Origin of the sequence: Nostoc sp. FACHB-152 (assembly GCF_014697475.1) — a bacterium.
Taxonomy (GTDB): Bacteria; Cyanobacteriota; Cyanobacteriia; order Cyanobacteriales; family Nostocaceae; genus Nostoc_B.
This window is the reverse complement of sequence record NZ_JACJRV010000073.1, coordinates 1-13,186: the sequence shown is the minus strand read 5'-3', so window position 1 is coordinate 13,186 and position 13,186 is coordinate 1. Positions and strand designations below refer to the sequence as shown.

Here is a 13,186-nt window from a genome sequence, read left to right as displayed (position 1 = left end):
CCATAACTAGCACAAATTTAGTAGACAAAAGATAGAACTGGAAAACTCCCATCCAAATTCTTCTTTGTTTAAAACTGCTCTGGAGGATAATCAGAGCAGTTTTAATTTTTTAGGTAGAAAGCAATTGAGTAGTGAACATTCCAGTTCGTTCTTTGAAAAATTGAAATATCTAGGATAAACTCTACTTTAGTCATGTATAAATCAAAGAAACAACAATTACTGAGAATCTTATGGCAGACGTAAGCGGTAATTGGCTAGGAACCTATTGGCAAGATGAAATGCCAACACGATTTGAAGCAGCTTTTGTGCAAAGTGGAAATGCTTTTACAGGTTCTATCCTAGATGATAACTATTTAGGAGAAGCAACAGTTAATGGTGATGTAATCGGGCGTAGTATCAGCTTTATAAAGCGTTATTTAGTAACCTCATATGCACCAGTTACATACACAGGCACAATCTCCCAAAACGAAGATTATATGCAGGGGAAGTGGAATATTGGTTCCCGTTATTCTGGTTCATGGGAAGCACGAAGAAATGGCGATAATCTGATTGTGGATTTGCAAACTCGTCTGGAGAAAGAAACTCTGTTAACCACTTCAAAAAAAACATAACCATAACCGAAATAGAAGAAAAAGCCGTCTTAAGTATTCATAATTAAGGTAGAAGAACCCAAAAACAGTTGAGAGGCGTTAGTTGACAGGAGGTGTAAGGGGTGTGTGATTCTGGGAAAAAGACTCGATTGAGTACGAAATATTCAAAATCTACGAACGAGCATTAGTCACTTTGGGCGTTAATTTCTCTCTTGAAGAAGTCCAAAATGCCCTGGAAGCTTGTACTTATGGGTTAGAAGATGCACTCCGAAGTGCTATTGGTTATATGCTGTGGCTGCATGAAAATAACAAAGAAATGTTTCCTAACCGGATTTTAGTTAGGGCATTGCAAGAACAATGGAAGCCGATGGTCTGGCGTGATGAGTATTTAGAGCTACCAATGTTAGAATCGCCAGGACAAAGGTGGTGGAAGACAGCCGAAAAAATCTGGGGTTACGATGTCCGAAATCGAATGGTAGCTGATGTTTTCTATGATGATGGTACAGAATTCATCAAGTTCACTAACGGCAAAGAAATCACAGTCGAGACAGCATGGCGTTGGGAATGGGAAAGGCTTCTCAAATATGCCAGTAGTTGAGCGTACACATCTGGGATACCACTGCTTCAATTGCCTGTGACAAAAGAAGCGATCGCACCTTGTTAATTCTTCCTAAGTCTAGAATATTTTGCAATTCTTATCATTAGCCGAACTTTTCCGTACCCATTTCACAGCTTTTCCACAGGTACTTTCAGTTTCTCCACAGACAATCGACAGACTCATAGCCTTTGGTTACATGGCTGGGGATATTATTTCCCGGCTTTAGAAAAACTTAGACACTGAGTTTTTATTAAGTAGAGTAACGAAAATATATTTCAAACCCTAATACTGTCGTAAATATTGATTTTTTCTGTACTTGTACTTAACATTTCGCAGCATTGACAAACCCACCCCTTCTGGCGGCACAATAATTCGACTAGCTTCTATAGTTCTGTAAGCTGCAATAACTAACTGTATAAACTTGGTTCAGTAGTTGAAGCATATTCGGCAACAGCCTTTAGCTGCGCCACTCAAAGCTAGTTGTCCTGCTTGATTACTTGCTCCCGTCCTCACCGTATGAACGCAACAGTTAACATCCTCACCGAAATTCCTGCACCGCTACATGAGTGTCTCAAAGACTACTTACAGCAGCATCCTGATTGGGATGAGAACCGCGTATTGACGGCAGCAGTCTCGCTGTTTCTGCTACAAAATGCCCAGGGCGACCGCCGAGTGGCACAAGTTTATCTAGAGACTTTGTTCCGTCGTCATTAAATCAAAATAATGGTACTTACAAGGGAAGCGTAATATCTACAGGCGTGTTAAAAAGCATTGACTTGTTGATTAGTTACTGCGAGGACTATTTCATTTTCAAAGTTTGAATAATCCAGCTTTTTTGAGCCGAGATAGTAAACCAGAACGGCTACTGTAATCTTTCTGTATCTTTTGAATACAAACTTTAAACTCATCTAATTTATCTTGATATTCAGCCAAATCTCGCAAATCAACTAGATATGCGACTGCTTGTTCATACTGTTTAGCTTGCTTAAGCTCGATTAATCTATATACCTCTAACCATACAGATTCTTCTTTGAGAGCTAGTGCTTCTAATTTACGCTTTTTTATCTGTTGTGCCGCCAGTAATTCCTGTTCATGACGGCGTTGGGCTTGCTGTTGAGAAATTTTTACTAATTCTGAAAAAGTGCGTCTGTGAATATTAACACTACTAGCATTTTCTGGACTTTTAAATAGTTCTCTTAGTCTATTGAGCAGATGAAGCCTCACATTAGGATCGCCCTGAACTACTTTGAGTAGAAATTCATTCTTTTCCTGGAGTGATAAAGCATAAATCCAGTCTTCTAATGGTTCAACTTCAGATTTTTGAGAAACACTTAGCTCTGCTGCACTTGCAATCAGATCCTGGTCGATATCAAAAAATTCGATAAAAGTTTCAAGATGGGCAGGTAGTTTTTTTAACATTGCAGGCACAGGTGGTTCAAGAAAATCTTCCGACTCTTCATCTATTAAGATTAAGGTCGCTTTTAACCACGCAAGATATAAAGCTCTCAAATCTCCTTGTAAAATGTCATCCCGAATTTGTGCTAACTTGGTTAACCATCCTTCACCCTCTATCCAATCTCTGTATTCTTCATCATCAATATTTATATCTAAAATTACAGAATTTGATGTCGTAGTTACACTAATTTGGTCAGCAAGACAGTAAGGCTGAAAAATTGATGGGTTAACTAACGATTTTGGCAGGCGAAATACTAATTGTCTAGTTCCCCAATTCGCCATGTATAGCATGATATCAAAGCATTTATCTAGAAGTTCCTTTGGTTCGCCACGAAAATCACCAAAGCTATAAATAAAAATTGCACTTCTCGATGTTAGCTGTACACGGCTTGAAAAACTACTAATATATGTTTGTTCTAATGCAGTTAAGGGTTTGTCTAGTGCTTGAAATTCGTAATATTGATATTCGCTCATTGTTTTTTTGATATTAGAAAATATCACAGTTTGTCACAATTGGTTTAGCGGCAGTGCGTAGAACTACAACAACTAAGAAACCAGCTAAACTTCCTGGATTAATATTTAGCCATCATAGGCAAACACGAAAAACCTAGTGTCATCATATGTAAACTCTACCATCTGACTCATCCCCATCTTTCGATGAGCGCGAAGAGATGGTTCATTATTGGCTTTGATAAATAATATTCCTTGCTTTTGAGGGAGAAAATTTTTCAACTTAGCAAACATTGACGCAGCAATACCTTGTCCGCGCATTGTTTCTTCCACACAGATGGGGCCGTATAAGTAAGCGTCTTCCTTGCCTGGGTAGGCTTGTAACATTGTCGTAATCAACGGTATCTGTATTGATGACTTTGACCAACTCAGTAAAAATCCGACAACTTGACTATCTTTGCGAGCAACAATACTGGGCATTTGAGAAATAGTCTTACTAACCGCTTCACGTTCAAGATGACCTACTAGCATCCCACCATGTTCTACTTCATTAGCTTGTGCTAACTCCAGAATGCCATCAACATCTTTCGGATTAGCACGCTCAATCACAACATTAGATAAACACATACAATCTTGGCGTAAAAGAAAAAATTTTAAAATTCAAGAATTTTTCTGACAAAAAAAGATTAGCAGAATACGGTATATCTGACTTTACAGCAAGAGCAATACCCAGTAACAGGTTATTGAGAATATAGTATATTAGTGAGAAAATTTGCTGTTAGTATCAAATCTAGTTTTGGTTAATTAATCACAAGCAAGCATGAGTTTTAAACAAGAGTTAGAAAATTTGTTAAGTCAAGCTGCCTCTAGTCTGCCCCCAAAAACACTAGCAACCATTCAGCAATCAATTCAAGAAGTAGCAAATTTAGAAATTAGCGGACAAGCTCTTAAACAAAACGATTATGCGCCAAATTTCATTCTACCTAATGCAGTGGGAAAACTTATAGAATTAGAAAAACTACAAGCCAAAGCCTCAGTTGTCATTTGCTTTTATCGAGGCTTATGGTGTCCATTTTGTAATTTAGAGTTGTTGGCACTGCAAAAAGCTCTGCCTGAAATTCAACAACTAAAGGCATCTTTGGTAGCTATTTCACCTCAAACACCAGATAATACCCTTTCTACTGTAGAAAAGAACAGCCTTGCCTTTGAGGTCTTAAGTGATGTTAACAATGTTGTTGCTAGGCAATTTGGGATTGTATATACAGTCCCAAAGTTAATGCAAGAAGTAATACACAGCTTCGGGATAAATTTTTTTCGTAAGATGCTGCCGCTCTCTGCTGTTCTTGCTCATGCTTTGCTGCTGAACACTGCTGCTTTGCTCTTTGTGCGATCGCTCTGTGTAGCTGGCTCGAACTTTTGGAGAATCTGAATTGGATGCACAGCCGTAGCACAGAGGTTGTTCATTCAAGGTGATGTTACCAATCTGTGCGGCTCAAGCGATAAACGAAACACTCATCATCACCGAATTGCCGATCCTCGCTAAATTGAAAGCCAAGTCGTTCATAGAAGCGGTGGGCGCGAGTATTACTGGCTAGAGGATCAACAAGTATAGCCGTCACCAGCGGGTCAGCAAAACATCGGTTAATCGCTAACTGCATCATTTGCTTTCCATATCCTTTGCCCAAATCGGTTTGTTCCCCAATCCAAATATCAATAGCGCGAAGATTTGCCCCAACATCACCCCAGTAGTGGCTATCCTCTTGTGCCGGATCGATAATTTGAATAAATCCAATGGCACGACCATCAATTTCAGCAATTAGTTGCTCTCGCCATTCGGGAGCGCGGTCAAGTTCTACCTCCCAACCCCAGTCGTCGTTAGGATCTGAAGAAATCACATGAGGTTGTTCATCCCAGTAGCGCAACAAATCCAAATCAGCTAAGGTGGCAGGGCGTAGGTTAATCACAAATGCTCCCAGCTAGAATTTGTCTTAGCTTAAATCGTTACTATACTTGGTCATAACCTCTCTGCAATTCAATTAGGGGAAATATGTCAACAGTTTACCGTATAGTTTCGTACTCCAGAAGTTGTAGCCAACTACTACTGATTCCCGATAGCTCCCCCAACCGTCCCCTTAAGAGCTTTCCGAGCCAACTTCACGTAAGTTTTCACCGTCTCAGTTTTCATTTCCAAATCCTGTGCGATCGCCCCCAAAGACTCCCCATGTTCTCGACGGGCCAGGATAGTCGCCCACGTCACAGCAATCCTATCTGTGCGCTCGCCGCCCTTGCGTTTTCGTTGGGCAGCGAATATCTCGGTCAGTTCTTCAATCCTTTGAGCCAGCATATCTGCAACCAACTGCTCGGCTGTAGCTGACTTTTGCTCTTGCAACCAACCAGAACGTGTTTGTCCTAAGCCGAAGGTTGTCTTGTGTCCCGTACCGCAGTAAGGTGCAAGCCTGACTAAAGCATAGAATAGCTGGGTGAATTCAGTATTTGCCAAAGCTGCCTTACTCAAACCCAAAGAAATTGCCCCAGTGAATCCAGTGACAGACCCTTGTTTTCCTGCTGCCACCTTCATCGATTCCAAACGATGCTGATGGATGATGACGTTTTCATCAATCCACTCCAGAAAAGCCTCTTGTTCTACTGGCTGCTGCGAAAAGTCATTCCACCGCCGTAGATAGCTGTGGAACAAATTCTCTGGTACTGGCAGGGGAAAATGATGTCCCTTACGGCGAAAACTGGTTGGTGAAACAAAGCTCAGGTCAACTACAGATTGTTCAACGGGCGATCGCAGTAATTGGGCGTAAGTGGTGGGAGCATGAGCAATACTCACCTGTTTGATTTGCAGAGATGCCCCTCGCAAGTCGATAATTTTTGGTAAATTGGTTAACCACTGCTTGAGGAACAATGCCACTCGTTGAGATAGCGCGTTGATATGCCAGTGGTAGATTTGGTTGGCGACAAGTTTCAGTTGCTTGCCGCTAGGGAGTAGTTGACCTTCTAGTGCGGAGATACTGAAGGCTTTTTCTGATTCGCCATCGTGGAGGTAAGCTGATAAGTCTGGGTCAACTTGGCGTACTTGGTCGAGAAACCAAGCGTGGAGTCCAATTGTGTATTGCGAGTAAAGAGAAGCCGTTGCCGTTGCCTCTAAATCAAACACTAAGCCTACTAATTGGGTGTCATCTGCCCATGTCGGCACTGAGTCTTTCGGTGCTGATTTGGCTCTAGGCTTACGCTTGGGGGCTGTGGCTGCTCTGGGCATCGTGTGGGTTGAGTCGAAGAATGATTCAATATTTTATGTGATATCATCCCCTTTTGGGGAAAATTACTGATGGGCAGAAGTAAATGCTCTTGTGGCGATCGCTGAGTTTAGCATCTCGTGATTTACAAAATTGCTAATAGTTTTAATCCCCGTGAGGGGTAATGAGGTTTGGAAACACGATGAACGTCAATTTCGCCATGCTTCTCGTGAAGGTTTCAGTCCCCGTGAGGGGTAATGAGGTTTGGAAACTATGACGGCAAAAGAAATCAGCACCACTATGCAACGTTTCAGTCCCCGTGAGGGGTAATGAGGTTTGGAAACTGTGCTGCTTTGTAGTTACCGTCTTTAGTAAAATTAGAGTTTCAGTCCCCGTGAGGGGTAATGAGGTTTGGAAACTTTGAGTATCTAGCTTCTCAAACTCATCCCGAATGTAGTTTCAGTCCCCGTGAGGGGTAATGAGGTTTGGAAACTGGAGGGGATTTGCGTATCTCCCCTCCAAGATGTAGAGTTTCAGTCCCCGTGAGGGGTAATGAGGTTTGGAAACGCGGAATCTCCTAGCTATCCAGGGCTATTAACTCGCGTTTCAGTCCCCGTGAGGGGTAATGAGGTTTGGAAACCTAAGATAAAAGCATCGGCTACTTCCGGGACAATTACAATGTTTCAGTCCCCGTGAGGGGTAATGAGGTTTGGAAACTTGATTTCCGTTTATTAACAGATAGTCCCGCAATAGAGTTTCAGTCCCCGTGAGGGGTAATGAGGTTTGGAAACGAAATTACTGAATTCTTCAGTTGGGTGAAAGCTATTGGTTTCAGTCCCCGTGAGGGGTAATGAGGTTTGGAAACGCACTTCTAGCTCCGCCAGTGGTTAACAGAATAGCCAGTTTCAGTCCCCGTGAGGGGTAATGAGGTTTGGAAACTCCTCTTCAGTAATATTTTCTATATAAGCATATTCATGTTTCAGTCCCCGTGAGGGGTAATGAGGTTTGGAAACTGGGCGACATGCGAGGCAGTATGTCTGAAGCGATACTAGTTTCAGTCCCCGTGAGGGGTAATGAGGTTTGGAAACCAGTCAAGGATATTAGCCTCAACTTTGGTGAAGGGAGTTTCAGTCCCCGTGAGGGGTAATGAGGTTTGGAAACAACGTACAAACCATAACCGACCCTATAGACGGCGGGTTTCAGTCCCCGTGAGGGGTAATGAGGTTTGGAAACAAAAAGCTTTATTGTTTGCACACCATTCACATATTAGTTTCAGTCCCCGTGAGGGGTAATGAGGTTTGGAAACACAACAGAGTTTCCAAGAACAACTCCAATCAACCAAGTCATGTTTCAGTCCCCGTGAGGGGTAATGAGGTTTGGAAACTTTCCCTGGCTTGACCCTAGAAAAGCGTTCAATGTTTCAGTCCCCGTGAGGGGTAATGAGGTTTGGAAACATAAAACGGCATTTTAATATCCCCACGCTTTACCTAGGTTTCAGTCCCCGTGAGGGGTAATGAGGTTTGGAAACTAAGTTAAGCTAACTGATGCTGTTGGTAAATTAGTAGAGTTTCAGTCCCCGTGAGGGGTAATGAGGTTTGGAAACTCTGCCATTTGCTCTGGCGACAGGTTTTTTAATTCTTGTTTCAGTCCCCGTGAGGGGTAATGAGGTTTGGAAACTGTGGAATGCTTAAGATGGTATTTCAACTGTCAGAGTTTCAGTCCCCGTGAGGGGTAATGAGGTTTGGAAACCTACATATGTATATTTAGGTAATAAGTTGCTAAATCGTTTCAGTCCCCGTGAGGGGTAATGAGGTTTGGAAACAGAAACAATCTAATATTTGTTCATCAGCTATAGGTGAAGTTTCAGTCCCCGTGAGGGGTAATGAGGTTTGGAAACGCAGAACAAGAGCATTCGAGTAACACGGAGCAGGTACGTGTTTCAGTCCCCGTGAGGGGTAATGAGGTTTGGAAACTTTATGGAAGATGAAAGATTAGCTATTTTAGTTAAAGTTTCAGTCCCCGTGAGGGGTAATGAGGTTTGGAAACGGCTCGGTGCTGAAACTTAACCAGAGCAAGCTTCCTGGGGAGCGATTTGACGGATCGAAAATTCTGGTCATTTTCAGCCGTCCTTATTGCAATTAATTTGCAACTTCTCCCTTTTATGAAACGCTGTAACTATTATGCTGTCAAGGTTCTGGCGATTTTGACGAATCTCCAGGGTTTTTGACCCCGCTTTGACTTGTCAAACATCAAGTCGATACATTCATCATAAGACGATTGTTTGCTCTTGTCGAGGAATTTCCGAACCATAGGTGATGGTTCTTCTCACTGCACCAGCATCAAGCACGTATATTCGGACAGCATCTTCTTCTGGCTTGATTAGTTTTTCTATTTTTGTCTGTAGTGTAGCAAATTGTACAGATGTCAGAAAGCATTCAAACACACTGTATTGCGTCCATTTGCCATAACCAGACAACATTTTATGCAGACGAGTACGACGTTTGTTAGCTGCTTTATTGTCTGGTAAATCATAAATAATTAGATAGAACAGCGTGGTCATCGCAAAGCCAGAGCTTTATAGGGAAGACCTTCTTGCAAATGCCGACTGAGCAAGCGCGCTTGCAGTTCTATTGCCCGACGATAAGTACATCTGTATTCAAAGACAGGATGTTTGAATTCGTCATTCATCTTGCGCTCAAATGCTTGCAAAAAAGATTTTCGGGCAGCTTCTTTTAAGCGATATGCTCCCAAACTCTCCAAGAAGTCTTGTGGTTGGATTTCGCGTTTATGCAATACTGTCAATACCACATTGTCAGCAATCAAAGCGCGAAACTCTTCCATTAAATCCAGTACCATTGAGGGCTGACCATGATGAACTTCATGCAGGTATCCAATATAAGGATCTAAACCAGCAACATGAACCGCAGCCGTTACCTGAACACGCAATAAACCATAAGCAAAACTGAGCAATGAATTTACTGGATCGGTAGGTGGGCGGCGATTTCTGCCATTAAAAGTCCATTGTTTGCCAACCATACGTGGCCAACAAGCAAAATATTCTCGTGCAGCTAAACCTTCGATCCCCCTTACTTGGTCTATGGATTTCTGGTTTTTAACTTGGCTTTTGCGTTCTTTAAGAGGATTATCCCGCTCGTTATGGCGGTATAAAACATGATACTGGTTATGAATTTTAGCTACCACAATTGCTTTGACTAATTCTAAACGCCTTACAGGATCGTTATACAGTTGATACTGTGCCAGTCGCAATTGTCCGTTACGAGAATAACCAGGGAGTGCTGAACCCAAATATTTACCAAAGTGAGAAAGATAATGAACAGGCATTCCTAGCTCTAAAGCATAAACAAGCGCATCGCCTGTAACTTGAGGATTGCCCATAAGGACTACTTGTTCTACAGTTTGTGCAGGAATACTTTGTTTTTTCCAAGAGCCATCTTCCTGCTTCAAAGCCACATTAAAAGCTTCATAGTTCTTGCTTAAAACAGCATCAGCTTGGGTAACGTAAAGCACTGACATATCAAAAGTGTGTAATTAGTAGTGAATAAAAGTTGTTAACGAAGTTACACTGATTCAATCATCAGTTTCAGCAACTTGTAAGTTCTGTAATTGCTTAACTTCAACAGGTAGACAAATTCCTTGGAGGCTGCATGAAAGGCATTTTTTAGGATGGTCAGTTGGAGATGGCATAGCCTTAGTAGCAGCAAGTTGAGCAAGAGCGATTGCTTGCTCGGTCATTTTTCTTAACTGGGGCGAAAATGCTACTGTCTGCCTGCGGCGATTAGCATGGTAGAAAATATCGCCATAAGTAATACTGCGCCCTGTACGTTCTTCTAAACATAAGGCAGCTGCACAAAGTTGAAAATGGTCATTAAGATGCTGTGCCATCTTGCCCTTTTTATATTCCACTGGCACAAGTTGACCGTCGCATTCTTCCACGGCATCAATAATTCCGGCAACTTTCAAGCGATCACTCCAGACCCATTGTTGTTGATGAATCAGTGTTTCACCCTCTTGAAATGTTGTTTCTTCATTGATGTTGCGGTGTATGTGGCGACCCAAAATGATGTGTTCGTTATCTTCCATCTCACCCAGCACGTATTCTAAATAAAATCTGCGTGGGCAATATTCCCAAGCGTTAAGATACGCCAGGGGCAAATAATCTTCATTCATAAGTTGTTAGTCAAAAGCTATTTAATTAATCAATTGATTGCCCTGATTCATTTCCAATTTTTCAATTACACGAGTTTGTCCCATACCCATCGCCGTTTTCCGTCCTACTCCGGCAAAATGGGCGAAATGAGCTAAAACTGTCGCAATTTTTGCAAGCTCAGAATCCGAGAAACGGTACATTACCCAACCTTCAGACCCGATTTCAGCACCACCTTCTAGTTTTAAAGCATGGGTTTTTAGTTCAAAAGCAGACACAAAACTGTTCCACTTAATTTCCGGAAATTTTAATTTGGCTGGAGCAAAGTGATTCCAACGCCGCAGCAGTCCATTAAAAACTAAATCTGGTAATGGGAAAGGCTGTATTGCACCACCTTGCTTAAAGCTAGTCGGAGACAAAAATTGTAGTTTGATAGTGTTTTTACATGGCATTTCCAACAATTTTGTAAAACTACTAGCTTGAGAAATGTCTATCCATTCGTTTAATCGACACCGAACACCGGAGAGAGTGATTTCACCTCCCAAGTTATTATGTAATCCCCAAAGTAAAGGTGCTAAAAGTTCTTGCTTGAGCAGAGTAATTCTTAGCTGTATTTTTTTTGACGATAAATATTTTATTCCCAAGGTAAAAGGTACGTTTTCTTGCTGATGTAAATGTTGAGCTAAGGTAGGATCTGTATTAGCAAACCATTGAAAACATTGAGCATGAATAGCTCTTCCTAATGTTGATGGTAATGGTGCAGCAGCAACAAGAGAAATTTGAATCACGTGTAGAGTATCAGTATCGGTTTCAACTCCTACCATTTCATAGGCTTGTTGCTGCCATTCGACGTAGTTACTATGAGCTATACGCCCACAAATGAGTTCCATCAGCTTCGGGTACCAACTCAAATCCGGCATCACAGGCATAATTTTAGAGACACCTGCATGAGTTTTTAGCCCAATCCAGGCTGGTGTAGGTTGCGTTTGGGGCAACCAGGAGATTAATGGTGTCAGGTTAGTTACTGTTTGTGTGCGTTTGAGAACTAACTTTAACCCGGTCAAATTAGTTTCAATATCTTTGGTAAATGTCATAACGGGCGCTGCTAGATATAAGTTGCACGGGGAGAAATCCAGGTTTAATTACTCGGTCTTTATCTAGTTGTGCTTTATCTGTGGAATAGGGATTGATGCGGTTAAAAGTAGTTTTATCGCCCAGGTCATCCATTGGCTGAACTGTAAAGCCAAAAGTGGAATTGTGTTGAAACAGTGGCTCAAGAGTTTGTTGGCTGTATTGTGGCAGGTATTGAAAAAAGCAACCCCGTTTACCAAAGTAGTTAATTAAAGAAAACAGTTGCTCTAATTGTGGCAAGCGAGTCCCTTCGGGATAGTTTCGCTTCACGCTAGGGCCACAACAAATTTGCAAATGACCTTGCATATAAACCCATTCCCGAAACACAAAACCATCTTGCATAGGTAAAGTAGAACGAGTTTTATCGGCTTTATCAGCCGTTTGGTCGTAATAACGAAGTTTGTAGCCATTGCGATTCACCGCCAGTCTTTCAGGTGGCCAAACATAAATTCTTAAGTCTCGAATCCAGATAAATTGGCTTTTCATCCACTGCTCAAAGTCACTTTGATGTTGCCCTCCTTGACTTTCCAGCAGAACCTTTAGCAGGGCCATTTTGATAGCATAAGGAGTAGGCACAAGGTTAGACCGAGCCGCCATACTAGTAGCATCCGAACGCTTGAGGGAGAACAGACTAACTGGTTGATAGGTAACAGTTAGCCATTGCTTGGCATTTACTGGCAATTCTGGTTTAGGAGTATTTGATTTATTCAATCGCTTCGGCATTGTCACTCTCCCAAGGTTGCGCTCTCTGGATTAAAGATTCAATTTGTGCAGCAAACTGAGCAATATTATCGAAATCAAAGCAAAGTATTGTATCTGCACCATTAATACTGTTTAACGTATCAGCCAAACTATGAATCTGATGGCTGTAACTTGATTCCAAAGCACTAATCATCGGTGCAGGACAACGGCGGGTACTAACGGCAATTACACCTTCAAAATGGTCTGGGTGAGGTAAGTTAGTATTGCGTTTTGCTCCGTTGGGTTGGAGGTAAGTATACAAAACACTTTTGAGTAAAGCATCTAAACGTTTTTTGCGTTCTGTTGCATTAATGCTGTAGTTGAAAGTATGGGGATTGTAACCAATGCGAAACGCTTCAATGTTCAAGACAGTTGCATACAAACCAGAACTAAGTTGTACATTGTATGGCGTTGGGTTATCCGTACCGTACTTAGCATGGAAGTAACTTTGAGTTTTGACGAGAGTTGGTAAACCAACAACTGCACCAAATTCAATTACAGACTCTCTTTTTAGAGTTTGTCCGCCTTTGACTGTGACCATGAATCCTTCTAAATCACTCATGCTACAGCGTTGAATAACTTGATGGGTTTTGGCAGCTAAATCAGTGTCGGCATCTGTAAAAATTGGCAATCCTTTTTCTAAATCATAACCAATGCGGTCAGGATGAAATTGCTGACCACCTTGGGATAGTGCTAGTTCGTCTTGAATTGCCCTTAAGGGGCTACAAAAAGGGCTAGAATGCAGACAGAATAAGTCTCATAGCTCTTTGACCTTGTTGGTAGAAAGGACGCTTATTAGGACTTAATGTCAATA

The 13,186-nt window shown here is 41.8% G+C and carries 14 protein-coding genes and 1 CRISPR repeat array; of the genes, 4 read left to right on the top strand and 10 right to left on the bottom strand.

Going from position 1 to position 13,186, the window contains the following annotated elements:
- The first annotated feature begins 230 nt into the window (after positions 1-230).
- The 3 genes from H6G76_RS29165 to H6G76_RS29155 all read left to right on the top strand — a co-directional run bounded on the left by H6G76_RS29165 (position 231) and on the right by H6G76_RS29155 (position 1,902).
- Positions 231-611, top strand: coding sequence for a hypothetical protein (locus H6G76_RS29165; RefSeq protein WP_190708868.1), 381 nt, complete (start codon positions 231-233; stop codon positions 609-611).
- A gap of 127 nt (positions 612-738) precedes the next feature.
- On the top strand, positions 739-1,188 hold the full coding sequence (locus H6G76_RS29160; RefSeq protein WP_190708920.1) for a hypothetical protein: 450 nt from the start codon (positions 739-741) through the stop codon (positions 1,186-1,188).
- A gap of 516 nt (positions 1,189-1,704) precedes the next feature.
- Positions 1,705-1,902 carry a DUF2811 domain-containing protein gene (locus tag H6G76_RS29155; RefSeq protein WP_190708866.1) on the top strand — a complete coding sequence of 66 codons (198 nt, stop codon included), beginning with the start codon at positions 1,705-1,707 and terminating at the stop codon, positions 1,900-1,902.
- A gap of 96 nt (positions 1,903-1,998) precedes the next feature.
- On the opposite strand, the gene H6G76_RS29150 is transcribed toward H6G76_RS29155, so the two are convergent.
- Both H6G76_RS29150 and H6G76_RS29145 read right to left on the bottom strand, forming a co-directional pair.
- The gene (locus H6G76_RS29150; protein WP_190708864.1) at positions 1,999-3,117 is read right to left on the bottom strand and encodes a hypothetical protein; all 1,119 of its coding nucleotides are present in this window, start codon (positions 3,115-3,117) and stop codon (positions 1,999-2,001) included.
- A 105-nt stretch (positions 3,118-3,222) separates the two neighbouring features.
- Positions 3,223-3,720, bottom strand: a complete 498-nt coding sequence (locus H6G76_RS29145) for a GNAT family N-acetyltransferase (protein ID WP_190708862.1) — start codon at positions 3,718-3,720, stop codon at positions 3,223-3,225.
- A gap of 193 nt (positions 3,721-3,913) precedes the next feature.
- Here H6G76_RS29145 and H6G76_RS29140 point away from each other — a divergent pair, with 193 nt between their 5' ends.
- Positions 3,914-4,522: a peroxiredoxin-like family protein gene (locus H6G76_RS29140; protein WP_190708860.1), complete on the top strand. Its 609-nt coding sequence runs from the start codon at positions 3,914-3,916 to the stop codon at positions 4,520-4,522.
- Positions 4,523-4,568: 46 nt separating this feature from the next.
- Here H6G76_RS29140 and H6G76_RS29135 read toward each other — a convergent pair whose 3' ends face one another.
- From H6G76_RS29135 to H6G76_RS29100, 8 genes are all read right to left on the bottom strand, one after another.
- Positions 4,569-5,057, bottom strand: a complete 489-nt coding sequence (locus tag H6G76_RS29135; protein WP_190708858.1) for a GNAT family N-acetyltransferase — start codon at positions 5,055-5,057, stop codon at positions 4,569-4,571.
- A gap of 134 nt (positions 5,058-5,191) precedes the next feature.
- Positions 5,192-6,358, bottom strand: coding sequence for a CRISPR-associated endoribonuclease Cas6 (gene cas6 / locus H6G76_RS29130; protein WP_190708856.1), 1,167 nt, complete (start codon positions 6,356-6,358; stop codon positions 5,192-5,194).
- 139 nt (positions 6,359-6,497) lie between these two features.
- A CRISPR array of direct repeats spans positions 6,498-8,381; the repeat unit is 37 nt; unit sequence GTTTCAGTCCCCGTGAGGGGTAATGAGGTTTGGAAAC.
- A gap of 220 nt (positions 8,382-8,601) precedes the next feature.
- Positions 8,602-8,895 (bottom strand): CRISPR-associated endonuclease Cas2, encoded by a 294-nt coding sequence (cas2, locus tag H6G76_RS29125; protein ID WP_190708854.1) that lies wholly within the window; start codon positions 8,893-8,895, stop codon positions 8,602-8,604.
- Positions 8,892-9,869, bottom strand: a complete 978-nt coding sequence (gene cas1d, locus H6G76_RS29120) for a type I-D CRISPR-associated endonuclease Cas1d (protein WP_190708853.1) — start codon at positions 9,867-9,869, stop codon at positions 8,892-8,894. The genes cas2 and cas1d overlap by 4 nt, the downstream gene beginning before the upstream one ends.
- A 54-nt stretch (positions 9,870-9,923) precedes the next feature.
- Positions 9,924-10,523 carry a CRISPR-associated protein Cas4 gene (cas4, locus tag H6G76_RS29115; RefSeq protein WP_190708850.1) on the bottom strand — a complete coding sequence of 200 codons (600 nt, stop codon included), beginning with the start codon at positions 10,521-10,523 and terminating at the stop codon, positions 9,924-9,926.
- 21 nt (positions 10,524-10,544) lie between these two features.
- Positions 10,545-11,594 carry a CRISPR system precrRNA processing endoribonuclease RAMP protein Cas6 gene (gene cas6, locus H6G76_RS29110; RefSeq protein ID WP_190708848.1) on the bottom strand — a complete coding sequence of 350 codons (1,050 nt, stop codon included), beginning with the start codon at positions 11,592-11,594 and terminating at the stop codon, positions 10,545-10,547.
- Positions 11,572-12,354 carry a hypothetical protein gene (locus H6G76_RS29105; protein WP_242056561.1) on the bottom strand — a complete coding sequence of 261 codons (783 nt, stop codon included), beginning with the start codon at positions 12,352-12,354 and terminating at the stop codon, positions 11,572-11,574. Before H6G76_RS29105 ends, cas6 (H6G76_RS29110) begins: the two co-directional genes overlap by 23 nt.
- The gene (locus tag H6G76_RS29100; RefSeq protein WP_397333990.1) at positions 12,335-13,081 is read right to left on the bottom strand and encodes a DevR family CRISPR-associated autoregulator; all 747 of its coding nucleotides are present in this window, start codon (positions 13,079-13,081) and stop codon (positions 12,335-12,337) included. Before H6G76_RS29100 ends, H6G76_RS29105 begins: the two co-directional genes overlap by 20 nt.
- Positions 13,082-13,186 lie beyond the last annotated feature (105 nt).

Bases quoted from the DNA above. Each gene is read 5' to 3' on its own strand.
- H6G76_RS29165 (WP_190708868.1), top strand. From the start codon at position 231: ATGGCAGACGTAAGCGGTAATTGGCTAGGAACCTATTGGCAAGATGAA.
- H6G76_RS29155 (WP_190708866.1), top strand. From the start codon at position 1,705: ATGAACGCAACAGTTAACATCCTCACCGAAATTCCTGCACCGCTACAT.
- H6G76_RS29150 (WP_190708864.1), bottom strand. From the start codon at position 3,117: ATGAGCGAATATCAATATTACGAATTTCAAGCACTAGACAAACCCTTA.
- H6G76_RS29145 (WP_190708862.1), bottom strand. From the start codon at position 3,720: ATGTGTTTATCTAATGTTGTGATTGAGCGTGCTAATCCGAAAGATGTT.
- H6G76_RS29140 (WP_190708860.1), top strand. From the start codon at position 3,914: ATGAGTTTTAAACAAGAGTTAGAAAATTTGTTAAGTCAAGCTGCCTCT.
- cas6 (WP_190708856.1), bottom strand. From the start codon at position 6,358: ATGCCCAGAGCAGCCACAGCCCCCAAGCGTAAGCCTAGAGCCAAATCA.
- cas2 (WP_190708854.1), bottom strand. From the start codon at position 8,895: ATGACCACGCTGTTCTATCTAATTATTTATGATTTACCAGACAATAAA.
- cas1d (WP_190708853.1), bottom strand. From the start codon at position 9,869: ATGTCAGTGCTTTACGTTACCCAAGCTGATGCTGTTTTAAGCAAGAAC.
- cas4 (WP_190708850.1), bottom strand. From the start codon at position 10,523: ATGAATGAAGATTATTTGCCCCTGGCGTATCTTAACGCTTGGGAATAT.
- cas6 (WP_190708848.1), bottom strand. From the start codon at position 11,594: ATGACATTTACCAAAGATATTGAAACTAATTTGACCGGGTTAAAGTTA.
- H6G76_RS29105 (WP_242056561.1), bottom strand. From the start codon at position 12,354: ATGCCGAAGCGATTGAATAAATCAAATACTCCTAAACCAGAATTGCCA.